Source organism: Paenibacillus tritici, assembly GCF_018207515.1.
Lineage (GTDB): Bacteria > Bacillota > Bacilli > Paenibacillales > Paenibacillaceae > Paenibacillus_AQ > Paenibacillus_AQ tritici.
In genome coordinates this window covers 3,457,885-3,474,634 of the sequence record NZ_CP073365.1, presented here as the reverse complement: position 1 = coordinate 3,474,634, position 16,750 = coordinate 3,457,885, and the positions used below count along the sequence as shown (strand labels likewise).

17 protein-coding genes are annotated in these 16,750 nt (G+C 50.8%); 9 read left to right on the top strand and 8 right to left on the bottom strand.

The window, feature by feature from the left end; all coding sequences use genetic code 11:
* The first annotated feature begins 1 nt into the window (after position 1).
* From KDC22_RS14840 to KDC22_RS33420, 4 genes are all read left to right on the top strand, one after another.
* The gene (locus KDC22_RS14840; protein ID WP_211723611.1) at positions 2–1,141 is read left to right on the top strand and encodes a toxic anion resistance protein; all 1,140 of its coding nucleotides are present in this window, start codon (positions 2–4) and stop codon (positions 1,139–1,141) included.
* A gap of 619 nt (positions 1,142–1,760) precedes the next feature.
* The gene (locus tag KDC22_RS14835; protein ID WP_211723610.1) at positions 1,761–3,065 is read left to right on the top strand and encodes a DUF5050 domain-containing protein; all 1,305 of its coding nucleotides are present in this window, start codon (positions 1,761–1,763) and stop codon (positions 3,063–3,065) included.
* A gap of 187 nt (positions 3,066–3,252) precedes the next feature.
* Complete coding sequence (locus KDC22_RS14830; protein WP_246553580.1) at positions 3,253–3,618, top strand: hypothetical protein; 366 nt, start codon at positions 3,253–3,255, stop codon at positions 3,616–3,618.
* 2 nt (positions 3,619–3,620) lie between these two features.
* Positions 3,621–3,812, top strand: a complete 192-nt coding sequence (locus KDC22_RS33420) for a hypothetical protein (protein ID WP_246553579.1) — start codon at positions 3,621–3,623, stop codon at positions 3,810–3,812.
* A gap of 57 nt (positions 3,813–3,869) precedes the next feature.
* Here KDC22_RS33420 and KDC22_RS14825 read toward each other — a convergent pair whose 3' ends face one another.
* The 4 genes from KDC22_RS14825 to KDC22_RS14810 all read right to left on the bottom strand — a co-directional run bounded on the left by KDC22_RS14825 (position 3,870) and on the right by KDC22_RS14810 (position 7,452).
* The gene (locus KDC22_RS14825) at positions 3,870–5,003 is read right to left on the bottom strand and encodes a DUF4179 domain-containing protein (RefSeq protein WP_211723609.1); all 1,134 of its coding nucleotides are present in this window, start codon (positions 5,001–5,003) and stop codon (positions 3,870–3,872) included.
* Positions 4,993–5,529 (bottom strand): sigma-70 family RNA polymerase sigma factor, encoded by a 537-nt coding sequence (locus KDC22_RS14820; protein WP_211723608.1) that lies wholly within the window; start codon positions 5,527–5,529, stop codon positions 4,993–4,995. Before KDC22_RS14820 ends, KDC22_RS14825 begins: the two co-directional genes overlap by 11 nt.
* A 144-nt stretch (positions 5,530–5,673) precedes the next feature.
* Positions 5,674–6,906: an aminopeptidase gene (locus KDC22_RS14815; protein ID WP_211723607.1), complete on the bottom strand. Its 1,233-nt coding sequence runs from the start codon at positions 6,904–6,906 to the stop codon at positions 5,674–5,676.
* 198 nt (positions 6,907–7,104) lie between these two features.
* Positions 7,105–7,452, bottom strand: coding sequence for a hypothetical protein (locus KDC22_RS14810; protein WP_211723606.1), 348 nt, complete (start codon positions 7,450–7,452; stop codon positions 7,105–7,107).
* A gap of 132 nt (positions 7,453–7,584) precedes the next feature.
* On the opposite strand from KDC22_RS14810, the gene KDC22_RS14805 reads away from it, so the two are divergent.
* A complete protein-coding gene (locus KDC22_RS14805; protein WP_211723605.1) occupies positions 7,585–8,727 on the top strand; it encodes a VanZ family protein in 1,143 nt (380 codons plus the stop codon).
* A 99-nt stretch (positions 8,728–8,826) separates the two neighbouring features.
* On the opposite strand, the gene KDC22_RS14800 is transcribed toward KDC22_RS14805, so the two are convergent.
* Positions 8,827–9,594, bottom strand: coding sequence for an exodeoxyribonuclease III (locus KDC22_RS14800; protein ID WP_211724045.1), 768 nt, complete (start codon positions 9,592–9,594; stop codon positions 8,827–8,829).
* Positions 9,595–9,770: 176 nt separating this feature from the next.
* Between KDC22_RS14800 and KDC22_RS14795 the strand changes: the two genes are divergently transcribed.
* From KDC22_RS14795 to KDC22_RS14785, 3 genes are all read left to right on the top strand, one after another.
* Positions 9,771–10,058 carry a hypothetical protein gene (locus tag KDC22_RS14795; RefSeq protein WP_173126657.1) on the top strand — a complete coding sequence of 96 codons (288 nt, stop codon included), beginning with the start codon at positions 9,771–9,773 and terminating at the stop codon, positions 10,056–10,058.
* A gap of 206 nt (positions 10,059–10,264) precedes the next feature.
* Entirely contained in the window at positions 10,265–10,747 is a 483-nt protein-coding gene (locus KDC22_RS14790) for a hypothetical protein (RefSeq protein ID WP_211723604.1), read from the top strand.
* 184 nt (positions 10,748–10,931) lie between these two features.
* Entirely contained in the window at positions 10,932–11,090 is a 159-nt protein-coding gene (locus KDC22_RS14785; protein WP_211723603.1) for a glycine zipper domain-containing protein, read from the top strand.
* A 20-nt stretch (positions 11,091–11,110) separates the two neighbouring features.
* Here KDC22_RS14785 and KDC22_RS14780 read toward each other — a convergent pair whose 3' ends face one another.
* A complete protein-coding gene (locus KDC22_RS14780; RefSeq protein WP_211723602.1) occupies positions 11,111–12,220 on the bottom strand; it encodes a citrate synthase/methylcitrate synthase in 1,110 nt (369 codons plus the stop codon).
* Positions 12,221–12,341: 121 nt separating this feature from the next.
* The gene (locus tag KDC22_RS14775) at positions 12,342–13,184 is read right to left on the bottom strand and encodes a helix-turn-helix transcriptional regulator (RefSeq protein WP_211723601.1); all 843 of its coding nucleotides are present in this window, start codon (positions 13,182–13,184) and stop codon (positions 12,342–12,344) included.
* 134 nt (positions 13,185–13,318) lie between these two features.
* Here KDC22_RS14775 and fabF point away from each other — a divergent pair, with 134 nt between their 5' ends.
* Complete coding sequence (gene fabF / locus KDC22_RS14770; RefSeq protein ID WP_211723600.1) at positions 13,319–14,557, top strand: beta-ketoacyl-ACP synthase II; 1,239 nt, start codon at positions 13,319–13,321, stop codon at positions 14,555–14,557.
* A gap of 178 nt (positions 14,558–14,735) precedes the next feature.
* Here the strand turns inward: fabF and abnB are convergent, their stop codons facing one another.
* Positions 14,736–16,169, bottom strand: coding sequence for an arabinan endo-1,5-alpha-L-arabinosidase AbnB (abnB, locus tag KDC22_RS14765; protein WP_211723599.1), 1,434 nt, complete (start codon positions 16,167–16,169; stop codon positions 14,736–14,738).
* Between the last annotated feature and the right edge of the window lie 581 nt (positions 16,170–16,750).

Below are 16,750 nucleotides of genomic sequence, written 5' to 3'. Positions count from 1 at the left end.
CATGTCATTCTCAATGGAAATCCCCAGTCAAGAAAAGCTCAAATCGGTCATCGAGGAGCAGGTTCAGCCGGAGCCGGAGGAAGTCACCCAGCTTAAAGAACAGGCCGTAAACAATGTCTCCAGTATCCTGGGGATGGATTTCGACTCCCTGGAGAACCGTAAGTCTGTGCTGCAATCCATTGACAGCTTCGGGATGGGCACCATGCGGTCCTCATCGGAGAGGAACTCTCTCCTCCAGGTATCTGTAGGCAATCTGTCCAAGACCGGGGATGAAGGCGGCCAGGTTGCCAAGGGCTTAACGGAGCTGCATCTGCAATTGAAGGACCTGGACCCCAGCGCGGTCGATTTCGCCAAAAGCGGGCTCCTCGGCAAGTTTTTCCATCCCTTGCGTAATTATTTTGCCAAATACCAGAAGGCCGATGCTGTCATCGCAGATATTATTCTCTCCCTGGATAAAGGCAAATCCGTACTGAAGAATGACAACACCACCCTGGAGATTGAGCAGCAGACCCTGCGGGAGCTGACCAAACGGCTGGGGAAGGAAATCCAGCTTGGCATCCTGATGGATCAGGAAATCGAGAAGCAGATTGAAGCCGCCAGACAGCGCAGTGAGGATGAGGATAAAGTCCGGTTCATCACGGAGGAAGTGCTGTTCCCGCTGCGCCAGCGGGTGATGGATCTGCAGCAGATGCTCGTAGTCAATCAACAGGGCATCATGGCCATCGAGGTTGTCGTCCGCAACAACAAAGAGCTGATCCGCGGCGTGGACAGAGCCAGGAATGTGACGGTATCTGCCCTCAAAATCTCGGTGACGGTAGCCAGTGCCTTGTATAACCAGAAGATTGTGCTTCAAAAGATTGAGCTGCTCAACCAAACTACCGACAATCTGATTAGCGGGACTTCCCGGATGCTGAAGGAACAGGGAGCGGCGATCCATAAGCAATCTCTCGAGACCAGCATTTCCGCCGACACCCTGAAGCAGGCGTTCACCGACGTCCTCTCTGCGCTGGACTCTATCAGCACCTACAAGCAGGAAGCCCTCCCCAAGATGCGGGAGACCATCAACCAGTTCCGGGAACTGGCGGATAACGGTGAACAACAGATCCGGCGGCTGGAGAAGGGTAAAGCACTCGGGTTGTAATCCTGCACTTCATTACTTAGACCAGAACAGAGCATGACGGCAATTATGCCGATGCTCTGTTTTGTTGTGCGGCTAGTAGAGTATCAGATTTAATTCTAGTGAATAAGGCTGAATCCCGGAGGTTCTGAACCACTGAACTACACCGCCCGGCCGAGTTTGCTCCGTTCCTTTGCCCAAGGGGTGACTTTCATCCGGAATAAGTGCACCTCAGTCCGTTACGCTATGCCAAACGCCCGAATGAACAACTCCCATCTTCATCTGGGAATAGCACGTGAAGGGGGCTTCCACTCCTGTACTCCTTTCGGCATTATAGAGCTCCATCCATTAGTTTAAATCTGACGCTGTACTAGGTTATTTTCTCCTTCATGCAAGCCTTTTGGCTCTTTCCGTCACCCGGCAGACGCTCATTGCTGTTCCCCAGATAGCATTACTGCCTTTCACTCTTCATAAGAACGCACATCTCTATGTATAATTGGTTATCATTCACATAATATCAATAGAAATAGAGTTTAAATTTGGTTCTTACGTTGTATATTACAAATCTTGAATATCTCCGATATCTTATTAGAACAGTATTTGCTGAATTGTTCATCCACATTGGCCAAAGAGGAGAATTGATATGAGAGCTTTACAGTTACTATCCAGAAAAACAGGTCTTATTCTACTCGTACTGCTACTGGTGACTATCGGGACAGTCGGGGGCGGAGGACAGACACAAACGGCAGGAGCGGCAGCCTCCGCTAAAGCATATGTGTATTATATCTCTGACGAAGTTCTGTACCGTGTTACAACAGATGGAAGTGAAACGCAAAAAATCGCTGAAAATTTTGACGGTAACGGATTAACATCAACAGGCAAATATCTGTACTTTTATTATGAGAATGCTATGGGGATTCAACGTCTGTCGCTCAGTGATCCCCAGGCGTTGATTACCAATTTCAGCGGGGACCGGAATATCGTCTATTTCCTGTTCGAGGGTCCATTCCTGTACTTCCTGGATGACACGGGAAGCATCTACCGCACCTTGGCAGACGCTGAAGATGACTCACAGCTTACGCTTGTAGCAGACCATGCAGATGTGAATTTCCAATGTTTCGACGTTTTGAACGGACGCGTCTACTATAATGCACTGAAGGATAACACGACCAACTGGGTGGTCTCCAAACCTAGCGACGGGAGTGGTGTGATCCAGTGGATCGCCAGCGGAGCCATTCAGGAGAGCAGCTCCTATCATCCATACAACACAAGCATTAACCTTTTGATTAATACTATTCCTACCGAAACGGAGTACTCCCTTAATTCTATGGTGCTCTATACGCTTCCCCTAAGCGGCGGAGTTCCCAAAGCTGCCAATGCCAAAAGTCCTCTGGAGTTAAATGAAGCCGCCTCCGGCACCTGGTCCAATAATTTTTTCCTGTTCAATAAAGGGATTAAACTGGATGCCAAGGGAGAGGATTACAACTTCAATACAGGCAAAGGCTTCCTGATAGACAAGAACGGAAAAATTCTGCAGCTTAGCCAAAATGCCGTAGTTAGGGTCAATGAAATTGCCAGTAACAAGTTGGTGTATGCAGATTCCAAAGGCAAAGCCTACATCAGCACATTTGCTAACGGCAAAGTCACCTCCTCCAAGCCTCTTCCACTGACGAATGTTCAAGACGTCAGAACGGTTAAGAACGGAACGACGATCACCACCGTATTGTTCACCAAGACGGATGCTTACGTCCTGAATGCCGATTCAACCTTGACCAAAATGGCTGGTGTAGAATCTGATTACTCTGTGATTACAGATGATATCTTAGGCCTGTACTACATCAATGGCCAGGATAACGATTGCCTATACCGGTACAGCAATGACGGCAAGACGAAAACCAAGCTTTCAAATGGGCCTGTTTCTTATTTGGCCCTGGTCTCCAATAACTAGTATTCACAAGCAAGTAATATACACTGAAAAAGCCGAAACTTCCGTTAGGGAAGGCTTCGGCTTTTTGCTTTATTTACAATCAGAACAGATAAAGATTAATTTATAGCAGAGATCTCACTAGAAAGAATGCCGACAACCATATACAGTATTAGCAGGTGCTAACCATACTATAGAAAGCAGGAAAGATATGAACATCGAAGTCAAGCTAACCAGAGCGAATGAAGCCTACATAATCAAAAATATGTACCCGCTCTATCTCCATGATTTGTCGGGACATTACGGTCTTGTAGAAGGTCATCTCCCGAATCGGCACGGTATATTTGAGGAGGATGACGAATGCCGCACGCTGACAGATCAATATGAGGTACAGAACATTTGGTGGGATAAACCGGGGGTCCTTTATCCTTTTCTAATCAGAGCAAATTCAATTCCGGCAGGCTTCGCACTGATAGCCACACCACCACACTGTGGGCAGGGAGTTGATTATTTCGTGAATGATTTTTTTCTACTTCAACCCTTCAGAGGAAGGGGATCGCTGAAAAAGCTGCTGTGAACGTGTTTGAACAATTTCGGGGTGAATGGGAACTGTTCACGAATCCGGCGGCGAAGAATATAACCGGACAGAAATTCTGGCGGAAGACCGTCTCCCGCTATACACAGGGGAAATATACCGAAAGAACCGGAGATACCTTCGATGGAAATAAGCTCGCCTTCCGGTTCAATAATCAGAACTCAACCCCGCTCTAAACCAACGGCCAAAAGGCTGATCCGCCGGACATACCAGCGGTCAGCCTTTTCTAATATTTACGGCAGAATCGGGACGGTAATCTCCTTGATATTCGTGCCATTGCCGGTCCTCAGAATCAAATTCATTGACTCCGGCTGATCCAGCAGAGTACTGCCGTACCGCCGTTCAAACCCCTCTTCATTCCCGTACGCTGCCGATAGCCCAATACTGACCGTTCCGGCTTTGGTAACTGAATGAATCTCATCCCCGCCCACAGCCAGGAATATCTTCTGCCTGTTCGGCCAGGTATTCTCAGACCCGTTCTTAATTCCGATTACAACCCGGGTCATTAACGGCGAGAGCTCGACCTGCTTCAGTGTCACTTGAATGCCCTCCAGCATAAAGTCTGCCTCCGGCTTAACAATGACCGTCTGCTGCTCTTTGAATTTCGGGTCCAGCTTGAAGCTGACCTTGAGTCTTGGAGAATAATTCATTTCCGCTGCATTCTTGCCCGTCTTGGGATCTTTCAATTTACCGGGGTCTACAGAGGCGATCTGGAAATCCGCTTCAAGCTGCTCCGGGAAAGGCTGATTCCGGTCCAGATGGATAACACCACGGCCGTAGTAAATGCGGTTCTCCAAAGGCCCGCTTCGTTCATCATGGCCGCCGATCTGTCCTTCATCATCGAGATTATAGCCGGTTGCAAGATTCTTTATTCTCGCACTGTTCACGCTGTATATTTCCTGGCCCGCAGCGGTATTGGCTGTATATAAGAAGATTATTTTGTTCTCGTCCGCCGTTACAGCATTCAAGGTAATCCGGTAATTCACGCTGGTTGCACTCCGATTCACCTGTTGAATATAGCCGTGCCGGATGGCTGAATCCAGTGTTTCCGCCTCGGAGTCGAAGGAATACAGCCGCTTAAAGTTCTCCAGCTCTCCCCAGCCCGCAGTTTCAGCAGGTGCCGCAGACTGGGGGGCAAGATCCTGGATCATTGGAATGAAAAATAGTATACAAGCAACAACCGCAGCAGCGGCCAGCCCTGCCAAGGAGCCTATGCGGAGTCTGCCCTGCCAGCTTCTCCTGCGTCCGCGCTCAATTCCGGCTATAACAGCTTGTCTAATCTCATTGCCTCCGGCATCTGCTAGGGCATCCTTGTATACACGTGCCGCATCCGTTAGCATCGCCTGCTCTTCCCGGCTACTGTTCATCCCACTCACCCCGGTTCTTCATAATGGTCCTTAGCTGCTTCAAGCCTTTGTGCTGCCAGGTTTTGACGGTTCCTTCCGGCTTGTCCAGCAGCACTGCGATCTCGGCCAAGGTCATGTCATTGTAATATTTGAGCAGCAGCACATGACGGTATTTCAGCTTCACCTGTGAGAGCGCCCACTGCATTTCCATAGATTCGGTGCTGTTATGAATGACGGCCTCCTGCATATGCTCTGCCGCTGTGGGAACCGCCTTCTTCCTTCTGCGTTGTTCGTCAATGCAGACATAGATTAGAATCCTGATCAGCCAGGATTTGAAGGCGCCTGAGTCCTTAAGGGTCCTTCGCTTCATCCACGCCCGGCAAGTCGTCTCCTGCAACGCTTCCAGCGCGTCATTACGGTTGCCCAGATAACTGTAGGCAATAGAATATAACTGGTCGCTGTGCTCCATCACCGCTTTAACGAAATCTGTCTCTTCAAGCGGCACAGCGGCAGTGACCCGCTTCATCTCTGCGCCTGACATCGTCATCTCTCCCTCTCCTCTCCATCCTTTTTTACATGAATTAGACGGAGAGGTTATGCAAACAGTTTTAACCTGCGGCCTTTTTTTTAACAAAAAAAAAGCCGCACTCCCCGCTGACCGGGAAATATGCGGCCTTTCTAGTGCTTACCTCTACAGCACCCAGTTGCCTTGGCGGAATATGGGCTCGGTGGTCCCGTCAGCCAGCTCACCGTCAATATCAAGCGCTGCCGAACCAATCATGAAATCGACATGCGTGAGGCTGACATTGGCGCCTTTGGCCAGCAGTTCCTCACTGCTCATGGAAGTGCCGCCTTCAATATTCACCGGATAAGCGCTCCCCAGGGCGAAATGGCAGGAAGCATTCTCGTCAATTCCGGTGTTGTAGAACACTCTATTCAGCCGGGAGATCGGTGAATCATGCTGCACCAATGCGACCTCTCCCAGATAAGAAGCCCCTTCATCCGTATCCAGCAGAGAAGTCAGATGCTCGCGGCCGGATTCGGCCTCATACGCTGTAACCTTGCCATTTGTAAAAGTAATGCTAATGCCGTCTACCAGACGTCCGTTCAGATTAAGCGGAAGCGTGCTTTTGACTGTCCCATTCACACCTGTCCGGTGCGGCATGGTATAGATTTCTTCTGTAGGCATATTCGCTACAAAATAGACACCGCGTTCGTTCTCGCCTCCGCCGCCGCGCCACAAATGACCCTCCGGCAGCTCGACACGCAGATCTGTGCCGGGAGCGCGGTAATGCAGACTTTTGTAGCGTTTGGCGTTCATCCGGTCCTGGCTCTGCTTCAGCTCCGCGATATGGCCACGCCAGGCGGCTACCGGGTCCTCACTGTCCACACGGTTCATCCGGAACACCGCTTCCCACATGGCATCAATCCGCTCTTCCTCCGGCAGATCTGCGAAAACCTTGTCCGCCCACGCACGGGTCGGCGCCTTAATCAACGACCAGCTTATTCTGCTGTTGCGGGTATAGCTCTGATATTTCTTGCGCGCCACCGCAGCAGCCTTAACGGCTGTGGATACCTTGGCAGAGTCAATCCCGCGGAACAATTCCGGGTCCGGCACCTTAATATGTAATATGGCCCCGCCTTCTTCAGCGAATCCCTCCAGCATGTCTGCATGCCACTGCGGATAATACCCGAAAGACTCTTCAGGCGCCTTCTCATAACGGATGCGCGTGACCGCTTCATCATCCCAGTCCACAAGCACATATTTGGCTCCTGCTTCATAGGCTTTGCCCACGATCAGCCGGGTAAGCTCCGCAGTCTCCAGAGGGGCATGTACCATCAGCACTTGTCCAGGCTGCACATTCACACCGACCTTCACTACCAGCTCTGCGTATTTCTCCAGCATCAGCTCAAAATCCTTCATCTCTTCTTTTCCTCCGTATCTTCAACGTTTCTATAGGATTTCATCCTTCTATATTAACAAACCCACCTGTTATTTTAACGCAAAATGGAGCTGGTGGCGATTAGTTTAGCCGGAGAGCAGAGAATGGGTTCTCATCCATCTGTATGTAAGCCCGGAAGCAAAAAGCGCGTAATCCTTCCGCCTCCGGGAGCGCTGCCACTACTGCTTATCCACCTGCAGCAAGGTAATGGTCTTAATATCATACGTGTGGGAAATTTTCTCTTCGGCGATCACCTTCAATTTCGTGAGGCTAGCCACCTTAGACGGATCGGCCTTGGAGAGCAGCCTCCACAGCTCAGGATCGGACAAGGTCTGATAGAGCTTGTCGTCATCGTATTCCTTGCGGTTCTGCGTGACCAGCTTCACCTTGTAGCTCCCAATCACCGACTCGGTCTGCCCCGCTTCACTGAAATGGGCAAGAATATCCTGCCGGAGTCCGGCCAGCTCCTTCTCCAGCTCCTTCTGCTTCGCCTTAAGCTTATAATACTGCTGTACCTTCTTTTCCATCCTGCGCTCACGCTCCTCTCCACACATATCTATGCAGGAAAGAACACTTAGAATGATTAATTCTATTGAGTGCGGTTCTGTTTAATTCTATAATGTAGTCGTTATGACAAAAATCAGACAGCAGGTGAACCCATGTTTCAATCCTACTTATTTCCGATCTCCTATGCTTTCATGGCTTTTCCCGTTGCAGCACTCTTCTTCACCCTGCCGTTCCTGATCGTGCAATACCGCAGGCATGGCTATATTAATAAAATCCGGGCATTAATGCTCTATCTGCTGCTGCTGTACCTGCTTAACGCCTTGTTCCTGGTCCTGCTGCCCCTGCCTGATTCCAGGCATAATGCTGCACCTGCCGGGAGCATGATCCAGCTTGTGCCGCTGCAATTCATCCAGGATATCCTCCAGAATACGCAGATTACGCGTAATGATCCCTCCAGCTATCTTAAGGTGCTGGGTGAGGCGGATTTTCTGCTGGCGGCCTTCAATGTGGTGCTGACCGTGCCGTTCGGCATATTTCTGGGCTACTACTTCCGTACACGCTGGGCCGTGTGCATTATGTTGTCCTTTGTGCTGTCGCTGTTCTTTGAGATTACGCAGATTACCGGCATTTTCGGGTTCTTCGATCATCCTTACCGTCTCTTCGATGTCGATGACCTGATTACGAATACACTGGGAGGCATGGTCGGGTTCAAAATCGCCATGTGGATCGCAGGCCTGCTGCCGCGCATCGAGAAGCTCGACAGCCGGGAGGACTTACCTGCGAAGAAGGTCGGTTACACCCGCCGCGCGCTGGCCTGCCTTATGGACGGGTCCCTGCTGCTTACAGTAACACTACTGCTCAATCTGCTCTCGCTGAATATCTCCCTGTGGGCTGTCAGTATGGTTTACTTCCTGATCGTCCCTCTGGTTACAGGCGGGCGGACCTTCGGCAAATGGATCGTACGTATCCGGCTGAAGAGTGAAGACGGTAATCCGGCCACCCCATGGATGGTATGGATAAGATACGGTTTGCTCTATGGCATACTGGGCGGGATGAATGCTCTGACGCCTGATTCTCCGCTACTGCACAACCTCGGCACGCCATTAGCGGCAGTGATACGAATGGCCACCTTACTTGCCGATCTCGCCTTCTTCATTCATCTGGTTATGCGGCTGATCAAGCGGGACCGGCCGTTAATCTATGAGGAGTGGAGCAAGACCCGCAATGTGATTAGCTGGCCGGACCGGCAGCAAGTCCCAGCAAGTGAGCCGGCTCCCCCAAAAACCGATGAATAGAGGGAAGTATCGTATATGAACTAGACTAGCAACAAATAGAGGCTGTATCCCGTTACCGGGACACAGCCTCTATTCTATTGGCAGAGCAGCCTTCTTGAATTAGGCTTCAGCCGTATCCGCCATATGGAGCACTATGGGGCAATGATCGCTGCCCAGCACACTGCACTCAATACCAGCGTCCAGCAGACGCGGGGCTAACCGTGATGAAGCAAGGAAATAATCAATCCGCCAGCCCACATTCTTCTCCCTGACCTTCGGCATATAAGACCACCAGCTATAGGCACCTTCGAGCTCAGGGTAGAAGAATCGGAAGGTATCCACAAACCCGGCCTCAAGCAGCGTAGTCATCTTCCCGCGCTCTTCGTCTGTGAACCCTGAATTCCCCCGGTTCGATTTGGCATTCTTCAGGTCAATATCCTGGTGCGCAACATTAAGATCCCCGCACACCAGCACCGGCTTATGAGCGTCCAGCTTGAGCAGATAGGTACGGAACTGATCCTCCCACTCCATCCGGTAGTCCAGTCTGGACAGATCCCGCTTGGCATTCGGCGTATATACATTCACCAGATAGAAATCTGTGAATTCCAGGGTTATGATTCTCCCCTCGTCCTCTGTTTCCTTATCGAGTCCATATCTTACGGAGAGCGGCTTAATTCTGGTAAATACGGCCGTTCCGGAATATCCTTTTTTGAGCGCATAATTCCAGTACTGTGAATATTCCTCCCCGTGATCAAGAACAATCTGACCCTCCTGGAGCTTCGTTTCCTGCACACAGAAGATATCTGCGGCACTCTCCCGGAAATACTCGTTAAACCCTTTATTCACACAAGCCCTCAGACCGTTTACATTCCAGGATACCAGCTTCATCGTTGTCATTACTCCTTTAACTGTCACTAGATTATACCCAGTGTATCATATATCCGGCCTGCCTATGAATATCCTGCCGCTCTATTGAAATGTGTTATTCTCCCAAGACATAAGTTACAGCAATCATAGCTTCGGCGAATATAATACCCTATCAACCAGCAAAGGAGGTCATTCCTATGGCTATCTTGTTACCGCAACAATTCTTCAATCTGCCGGCTTCTGTAGGTAAATCTTACTATGAGAACCTGGCAGGCGGCATCAATGCGGCTGTGACGGTAAATAACAACTCCGGGTTCCCGGTGAATCTTGTCCTTTACCGGGTCAATGCTCCGGTAGTCTCTTATGTTATCCCTGCGTTTAACAGTCTCACCCTAGCGGTTCATGCACTGCTTGTCGCCGGACTTCTCAGCACGGCTGCAGGTGCAGTGTTCGGAACGATCGAAGTGGCAACCTCAGATTTCTAATCTAATGTAAGAGTATCCCCCTCATGCTCTGTTGACCATTTTTGGACTTCTCGCTGTCCCGGGGAGTCCCTCTTTTTGATTGATTACATAGATAATGAAGCAACTCAGAAGTAGGTTTTTCAACCTTTAGGTTAATATCCCATTTATATCAATTTTATGATATAGTTGTTAAGAAAATATTAAAATATACCAGAAAAGAGGTTATTATGAAAAAGATTATTCTGCTTGTACTTGCGGTGTTTATGATCCAGCTCCCTATTGCTCCTGCAACATTTGCCGCTGGAGAACGTCTAACGGTTCGCGAAACATTTACTAGAGGTTCGAATCCGTTAGTATCAAACAACATGACTTACATCCTGAATTTTATGCCTTCCGGAGATATACAGCTATGGAATAATCGCAAACGCTCGATGATATGGCACACCAACACCCTCGACATGAGAATAACACAGCTCGCAATTGATCAATATAGCGGCAGACTTAAGCTAATGGATTGGAATAATACTCCGTATTGGACATCAGACAATAATGCATGGGCTAATGCGTGGTATGGACAAGGTAATGTACCTGTTAACCTCGTGGGTGACCTGCTAATCGTTCAAGATGACGGAAACTTAGTTCTTTACAACACCAAGAACGTGGGTTTAGGCTGGTATCCTGTCTGGGCTTCAAATACAGGCGGGCAATAAATATATTCAAGCTCCAAGTAACGTGAAAGCAAACTTTCAGCCCTTTCCCTTCCCAGCAGGAAGCGGGAAGGGCATTATTTGTGTTCCGGAACATTTCCCATGTGCCTCGCCGCGAGGCCGATTGATTGAAACTCATATAGTTTAAATTCGTAATATATGAAAAAGTGAATTGGAGGTATTGACGATGAATAAAAAATCTCTCACCACTGGTGTATCTCTGGGATTGGTCTTTGGCGTTGTTTTTTGGATGGCACTTGATAGTATTCCACTTGGCATTACCTTTGGAATTATCTTTGGAGTGGTCTTTTCCCTGACAGTACAATCGAAGGCTGAAGATAAGTAATCCCCCTCATACTCGTGCTGTTACAAGGCAGTCTCTGATTCAGGTATAGGTCCGATATAAGTAGATTGCGGGCGGAAAATCCGGTTATTCTCCGACTGCTCCAGAAGATGAGCTGTCCAGCCGACGATTCTGCCCGCCGTGAACGTAGGCGTGAATATCTCCGGCGCCAGGTGCAGCGCCTTCAGGATAGCCGCAGCATAGAACTCGACATTCGTGAACAGGCGCCGGCCCGGCTTGTATTCCTCCAGCAGCTTAACCGCTGTAGCTTCCACATGAAGCGCAAGGTCAAAGGAAGCGTCCTTGCCGATCATCGCAAGCGTAGCAATCTGCAAGGCTTCTGCGCGGGGGTCCTTGGTCTTATAGATCCGGTGCCCGAAGCCCATCAGCTTCTCCCCGCCCTCGAGCTTCTCCCGCAGCCAAGGCTCCGCACGCTCCTTGGTTCCGATCTCCTCCAGCATTGAGATCACCTCATAGGGCGCCCCGCCATGCAGCGGCCCCTTCATCGCTCCAATGGCCCCGCCTACCGCCGCACAAATATCGGACTCCGTCGACAGCACCACCCGCCCTGCAAACGTCGAGGCATTCATCCCGTGTTCCATACAGAGAATCAGATAGGCACTGAGCGCCTTCACATGAGCTTCCTCCGGCAGTTTTCCTGTCAATAGATACAGATAGTTCGCCGCATGACCAAGCTCAGGAAGCGATTTCAGAGGTTCCAAGCCCTGGAGGCTGCGGTACCTGTAAGCGATAATGGCCGGAAGCATAGCCGTCAGGCGCACAGCCTGCTTCAGCGTTGGCGGCCAGGTGGTGTTCTCCTGATCCCCGAGCGCAGCCACAGCACTTTGCAATACCAGCATCAGCGGTACAGACGCCGGATACAGATCGAGCATTTTGCACAGATATTCGGGGAGCTCTCTCTCCGCAGCCATTTGCGCCTTAAGCTGTGCCAGCTCCTCCGCATCAGGCAGGTGTCCGTTCCATAGCAGGTAAGCAACTTCCTCATAACTTTTGCTTACCGCAAGCTCCTTGGCCCAATATCCGCGGTACACTAAATACCCCTTCTCTCCATCCACCCATCCAATTTCAGTCTCTCCTGCCACAACGCCTTCCAATCCGGTTACTTTAGCCATGTCCCTTGCTCCTTTTCGATCCCGCAGGAATGAATTCATTATATTAGGAGTATAAACTCCAGATTCGATATTGCATATTTATAGTTTTTTATGAATCCATAAAAAACTTCTATCACCATCCTCATTCCGGCTTCATAAGCTGGTTCAGCTTGGATTCTGTATTGGAGTCACCGGCAGGCGTATAAATGCTACAGCGCAGATCCGCAGCGCCCTGTACCTGAAGCGAGGTTAAACGGAACAGCATTTTGCCGGCTTTGGCATGCCGGAACTCCAGGACTACATCCGGCGCAGAGCTGACCCGGCTCTCCTCCCATAGCTGATTGAACTCCGGATGCTGCTTCTTCATCTCCGCAATGAAATCATCGTACCAGCGGTCCTCCAGATATTGCCCGTAGTACGCGCGGAAAATAGATAAATATCCCCGGACAAACTGCTCCCAATTCACCGCCAGCCGTCTGAATTCCTTGCGCACGAATAATAGAGAGATCATATTGCGCTGCTGAGGGGCCAGCTTGGCGAAATCAAGAAACACATGCGCCGCCGCTTCGTTCCAGCCGACAATCCCGCAGTGCCGGTCAGAGATAAGAGTCGGACAGGTCTTCAGCTCCTGCAGAATCTTTTGCAAGGACGGATCAATCACCGAATTCTCCTCCTGAGGATAGACCGCACCTCCCGGCCCGTTCTCCAGTGCCAGTGCGAACAAGTAACTCCGCTCGTCCTTAGTTAACTGCAGAGCTCCGGCAATACAATCCAGAACGGAGGGGGATACTTTGATATCGCGTCCCTGCTCCAGCCAGGTATACCAGGTATTGCTCACTCCGGCCAATTGCGCCACTTCCTCACGCCGCAGCCCCGGTGTCCGCCTGCGGGTGCCTTCCGGGAGTCCTGCTGCTGCCGGAGTGATAGCCGCCCGTCTGGATTTCAGGAATTCCGACAATGCTTGAAGTCTATTCTGGTTCGACATGATAATCCCTCCCTGCCTTTCGGTTCTTCTGCCTGTTAGTGTAGTAGTAATTATACTAGTATAAACTACAACTTGTAATAGGATAAATTAAATGAAAAAATGGATGTATTCAGTATACACAGGAGGATACAACGATGGAACGTGTAGTGATAACAGGGATGGGTGTCATTTCGCCGCTTGGCAATACCGTAGACCAGTTCTGGAGCCGCCTGGCCGCAGGAGAATCGGGAATTACTCCGATCACTTCTTTTGATACCGCGCATTTCAAGACCAAAATTGCCGGCGCTGTGCAGGACTTCGACCCCGATGCAAGGTTTGGCCGTAAGGAAGCCCGCCGGATGGACCGGTTCAGCCAGTTCGCGCTTGCCGCTGCCGAGGATGCCTGGGCCCATTCCGGCCTCCAGCTGGAGAAGGTTGACCGGGAACGGCTGGGAGTCTACGTAGGCTCAGGTGTAGGCGGCATCCAGACCTTAATGGATCAGGGGGAATTGCTGCGCTCCCGCGGACCGGAGCGGGTAAGCCCGACCCTGATTCCGATGCTCATCTCCAACATGGCGGCAGCCATGATCAGCATTAAGCTGGGGGCGCTGGGGCCGACGCTCTCCCCGGTTACAGCCTGTTCTATCGGGAACACGGCCATTGGCGAAGCCTTCCGCCTGATCCGTTACGGAGGTGCCGATGTAATCATCGCCGGGGGCGCCGAAGCGGCGGTGACCGAGATTGCCCTGGCCAGCTTCGGTAATGCGACTGCCTTATCCACCCGCAATGAGGAGCCAGAGAAGGCCAGCCGGCCTTTTGACCAGAACCGGGACGGATTTGTGATCGCCGAGGGCGGTGCCATCGTAATTCTGGAATCCCTATCCCACGCCTTGCAGAGAAACGCTGTCATCTATGGCGAAGTTACCGGCTACGGTGCCAGTTCTGACGCTTATCATATGGTTGCCACCCATCCTGAGGGCATAGGTGCTTATCAGGCGATGAAGCTGGCGCTCAGAGAGGCGGGAATCACTCCAGGGGAGGTGGATGTCATTAGTGCACACGCGACCAGCACGATCGTCGGAGACCGTTCTGAGACGCTGGCGATCAAGAAGCTGTTCTGTGAGGCGGCTTACCGGATTCCGGTCACTGCGAACAAGTCGATGACCGGACATGCCCTTGGGGCTGCCGGTGGCCTGGAAGCCATTGCCCTGCTCAAAAGCATTCAGGAAGGACTTATTCCTCCAACGATTAATCTGGAGCAGCCGGACGAATATTGCGACCTGGACTATGTCCCTAATCAGGCCCGTCAAGCGGACCTGAAGATCGGCATATCCAATTCATTCGGCTTCGGCGGGCACAACGCTGTGATCGTCCTGCGCAAGTATGAAGAGTAATCAGGCTTTTATATAAAACTTGTACTTAAAGCTTCGTCGTCACTACGGTGAACATTTGGACCTCCGGCCGCTGTTGTCTACATGCCCGTCTACAGCAAACAGCGGATCTCCGTATACCGGGAGATCCGCTGTTTATTATAGTCAAGAATACGCCGAGATAACTGCTCACGGGATCAGCTTACTTTTGCTCCGGTGACACATGACTGCCCCAGACCGAGACGCCTTCCGCCGAAAGTGCCGAGAACGTCATCACATCGCTGGCCGTTGCTTCATTCCATTCACGCAGGAAGACACCGCTATACTCAGTACCCTCTATAGTCAGCTTCGCAGTATGCTCATTGCTCAGGCTCCATGTGCCTGTAACCGCACCGGTGATTGTTCCGTCTGTGTTCAGGGCAATGATCTGCGACTCCACCAGCTCAGCCGAAATCTCCTTGCCGTGGTTCACAAGCTTGTAGGCTCCGCTCACTTCCTTGGCGGTGTACTTGCCGATCTTCTCCCCTCCATAACGGTGGGGCGCCACTACCGGCCAGCCCGCTTCATTCATGAACATTTGATGGACCCGCACCTCATGCTGCTCACCGAGACCCGGGAACCGGGTATGGAAGATCAGATAATACTGCCCGCTTTTCTCATCATAATAAGCCGAATTATGCCCCGGAGAGATATAACCCGCCCCTGTTGCCGCAGGTTCTTCATCCGTGTTCACGAATTCATGGTTGCCCATCAGCTTCACCCCGTAAGGGGCATAAGCCGGATCGTCGAACAGCACTCCAGCCGTCCCCTGCGCCTCGATCATGGCTTTGCCTTCCGAATCCTCGAACGGGCCAGCCGGATGCTTGGAACGGGCTACACGGATATTGTAGCCGCCATCCGCATCAAGTCCACCGTACGACAGGAACAAGTAATAATAATCTGTCTCCGGGCTGTACAGCATATATGGCCCTTCAATCCGGGCGTGGTTCGCCCCGAGCAGCTTCTTGCCGTAGCCCTGGTCCTTCAGCGGGAAGCCCGTTGCCGGGTCCAGCTCCAGGATGAAGATGCCTCCAGAGTAGGAGCCGTAGACCATCCACAGCTTGCCGTCTTTATCGAAGAACACATCAGGGTCCACCACATTCGGCTTCTCCGTAGAATCGTAGACCTCTCCATCATCACCTATGCCAGACATGCCGGACTTCAGAATAATGCCTTGATCCTTATAAGGCCCTTCGATCTTATCGGCTACAGCTATACCAAGCGCCGACAGCGGAGAATCTCCCCGGCAGGCGTCATAATACATGTAGAACTTTCCGTCTGCCAACTGAATGACATCGGGTGCCCACAATGTATCCGACTGGGCCCAGCTAAGCGTCTCGCTGAGCTCCTCCGTAACATTCGGAATCAACACGTTATCATCCGTCACACCGGAAGAGACTTGCGTCCACTTCATCAGATCCTTGGATTTAGCCGAGGCCAAATGGGAACCAAATACATAATAAGTATCCTCTACCCTGATTACAGAAGGATCATGCACGGATACATTCTCAAATTCAGGCGGGGTTGCAGAGTTCCGGCCGCTACAGGCTGACAGCAGCGATAAGGATATCAAAGCTGTTAATGATCTTTTTCTCATCTCATCTAACCTCCCTATGTATACCCTTACATTTTGCTGTGCAAATACAATTTAGTCAATACTTTTATTTATATTAGTCAATATTGTTTTAGGTTTATATGAAATATAATAATAAACACTCCCCGCCGCAAAGCATCAAAACGGATATGAAATTCCCTGAAACGGAATAAACTCACCCTATGGATGGATTATGTAAGAATCTCTGCGGTTTAGACAACTCGTATGGCTACCTCCCCTTACCCATCTGCCCATTTCCGGGGCATCCGGCCTACGAACCCTCGCACCAGCACATTCTATTTGGTTTTTCGCATACATCTGCCCACTCACCCTCGTACCCGCCCATTGTATTCGGCCTACGTGGTGCGTCCAGTCCAATTATGTTCGGTTTTTCGATTACACATTCGACCTACGCGGCGCTCCCAGTCCAATTGTGTTCGGTTTTCCGATTACATTTGGCCTACGCGGCGCTACCAGTCCAATTGTGTTCGGTTTTTCGTTTACATTTGGCCTACGCAGCGCACCCAGTCCAATTGTGTTCGGTTTCTGTTTTTTTAGCCACGCTGCTCATTTTCATGCTGGAG

What these genes read in the sequence shown, in the direction of transcription:
- KDC22_RS14840 (WP_211723611.1), top strand. Translation starts at nt 2, where the DNA reads ATGTCATTCTCAATGGAAATCCCCAGTCAAGAAAAGCTCAAATCGGTC.
- KDC22_RS14835 (WP_211723610.1), top strand. Translation starts at nt 1,761, where the DNA reads ATGAGAGCTTTACAGTTACTATCCAGAAAAACAGGTCTTATTCTACTC.
- KDC22_RS14830 (WP_246553580.1), top strand. Translation starts at nt 3,253, where the DNA reads ATGAACATCGAAGTCAAGCTAACCAGAGCGAATGAAGCCTACATAATC.
- KDC22_RS14825 (WP_211723609.1), bottom strand. Translation starts at nt 5,003, where the DNA reads ATGAACAGTAGCCGGGAAGAGCAGGCGATGCTAACGGATGCGGCACGT.
- KDC22_RS14820 (WP_211723608.1), bottom strand. Translation starts at nt 5,529, where the DNA reads ATGACGATGTCAGGCGCAGAGATGAAGCGGGTCACTGCCGCTGTGCCG.
- KDC22_RS14815 (WP_211723607.1), bottom strand. Translation starts at nt 6,906, where the DNA reads ATGAAGGATTTTGAGCTGATGCTGGAGAAATACGCAGAGCTGGTAGTG.
- KDC22_RS14810 (WP_211723606.1), bottom strand. Translation starts at nt 7,452, where the DNA reads ATGGAAAAGAAGGTACAGCAGTATTATAAGCTTAAGGCGAAGCAGAAG.
- KDC22_RS14805 (WP_211723605.1), top strand. Translation starts at nt 7,585, where the DNA reads ATGTTTCAATCCTACTTATTTCCGATCTCCTATGCTTTCATGGCTTTT.
- KDC22_RS14800 (WP_211724045.1), bottom strand. Translation starts at nt 9,594, where the DNA reads ATGAAGCTGGTATCCTGGAATGTAAACGGTCTGAGGGCTTGTGTGAAT.
- KDC22_RS14795 (WP_173126657.1), top strand. Translation starts at nt 9,771, where the DNA reads ATGGCTATCTTGTTACCGCAACAATTCTTCAATCTGCCGGCTTCTGTA.
- KDC22_RS14790 (WP_211723604.1), top strand. Translation starts at nt 10,265, where the DNA reads ATGAAAAAGATTATTCTGCTTGTACTTGCGGTGTTTATGATCCAGCTC.
- KDC22_RS14785 (WP_211723603.1), top strand. Translation starts at nt 10,932, where the DNA reads ATGAATAAAAAATCTCTCACCACTGGTGTATCTCTGGGATTGGTCTTT.
- KDC22_RS14780 (WP_211723602.1), bottom strand. Translation starts at nt 12,220, where the DNA reads ATGGCTAAAGTAACCGGATTGGAAGGCGTTGTGGCAGGAGAGACTGAA.
- KDC22_RS14775 (WP_211723601.1), bottom strand. Translation starts at nt 13,184, where the DNA reads ATGTCGAACCAGAATAGACTTCAAGCATTGTCGGAATTCCTGAAATCC.
- fabF (WP_211723600.1), top strand. Translation starts at nt 13,319, where the DNA reads ATGGAACGTGTAGTGATAACAGGGATGGGTGTCATTTCGCCGCTTGGC.
- abnB (WP_211723599.1), bottom strand. Translation starts at nt 16,169, where the DNA reads ATGAGAAAAAGATCATTAACAGCTTTGATATCCTTATCGCTGCTGTCA.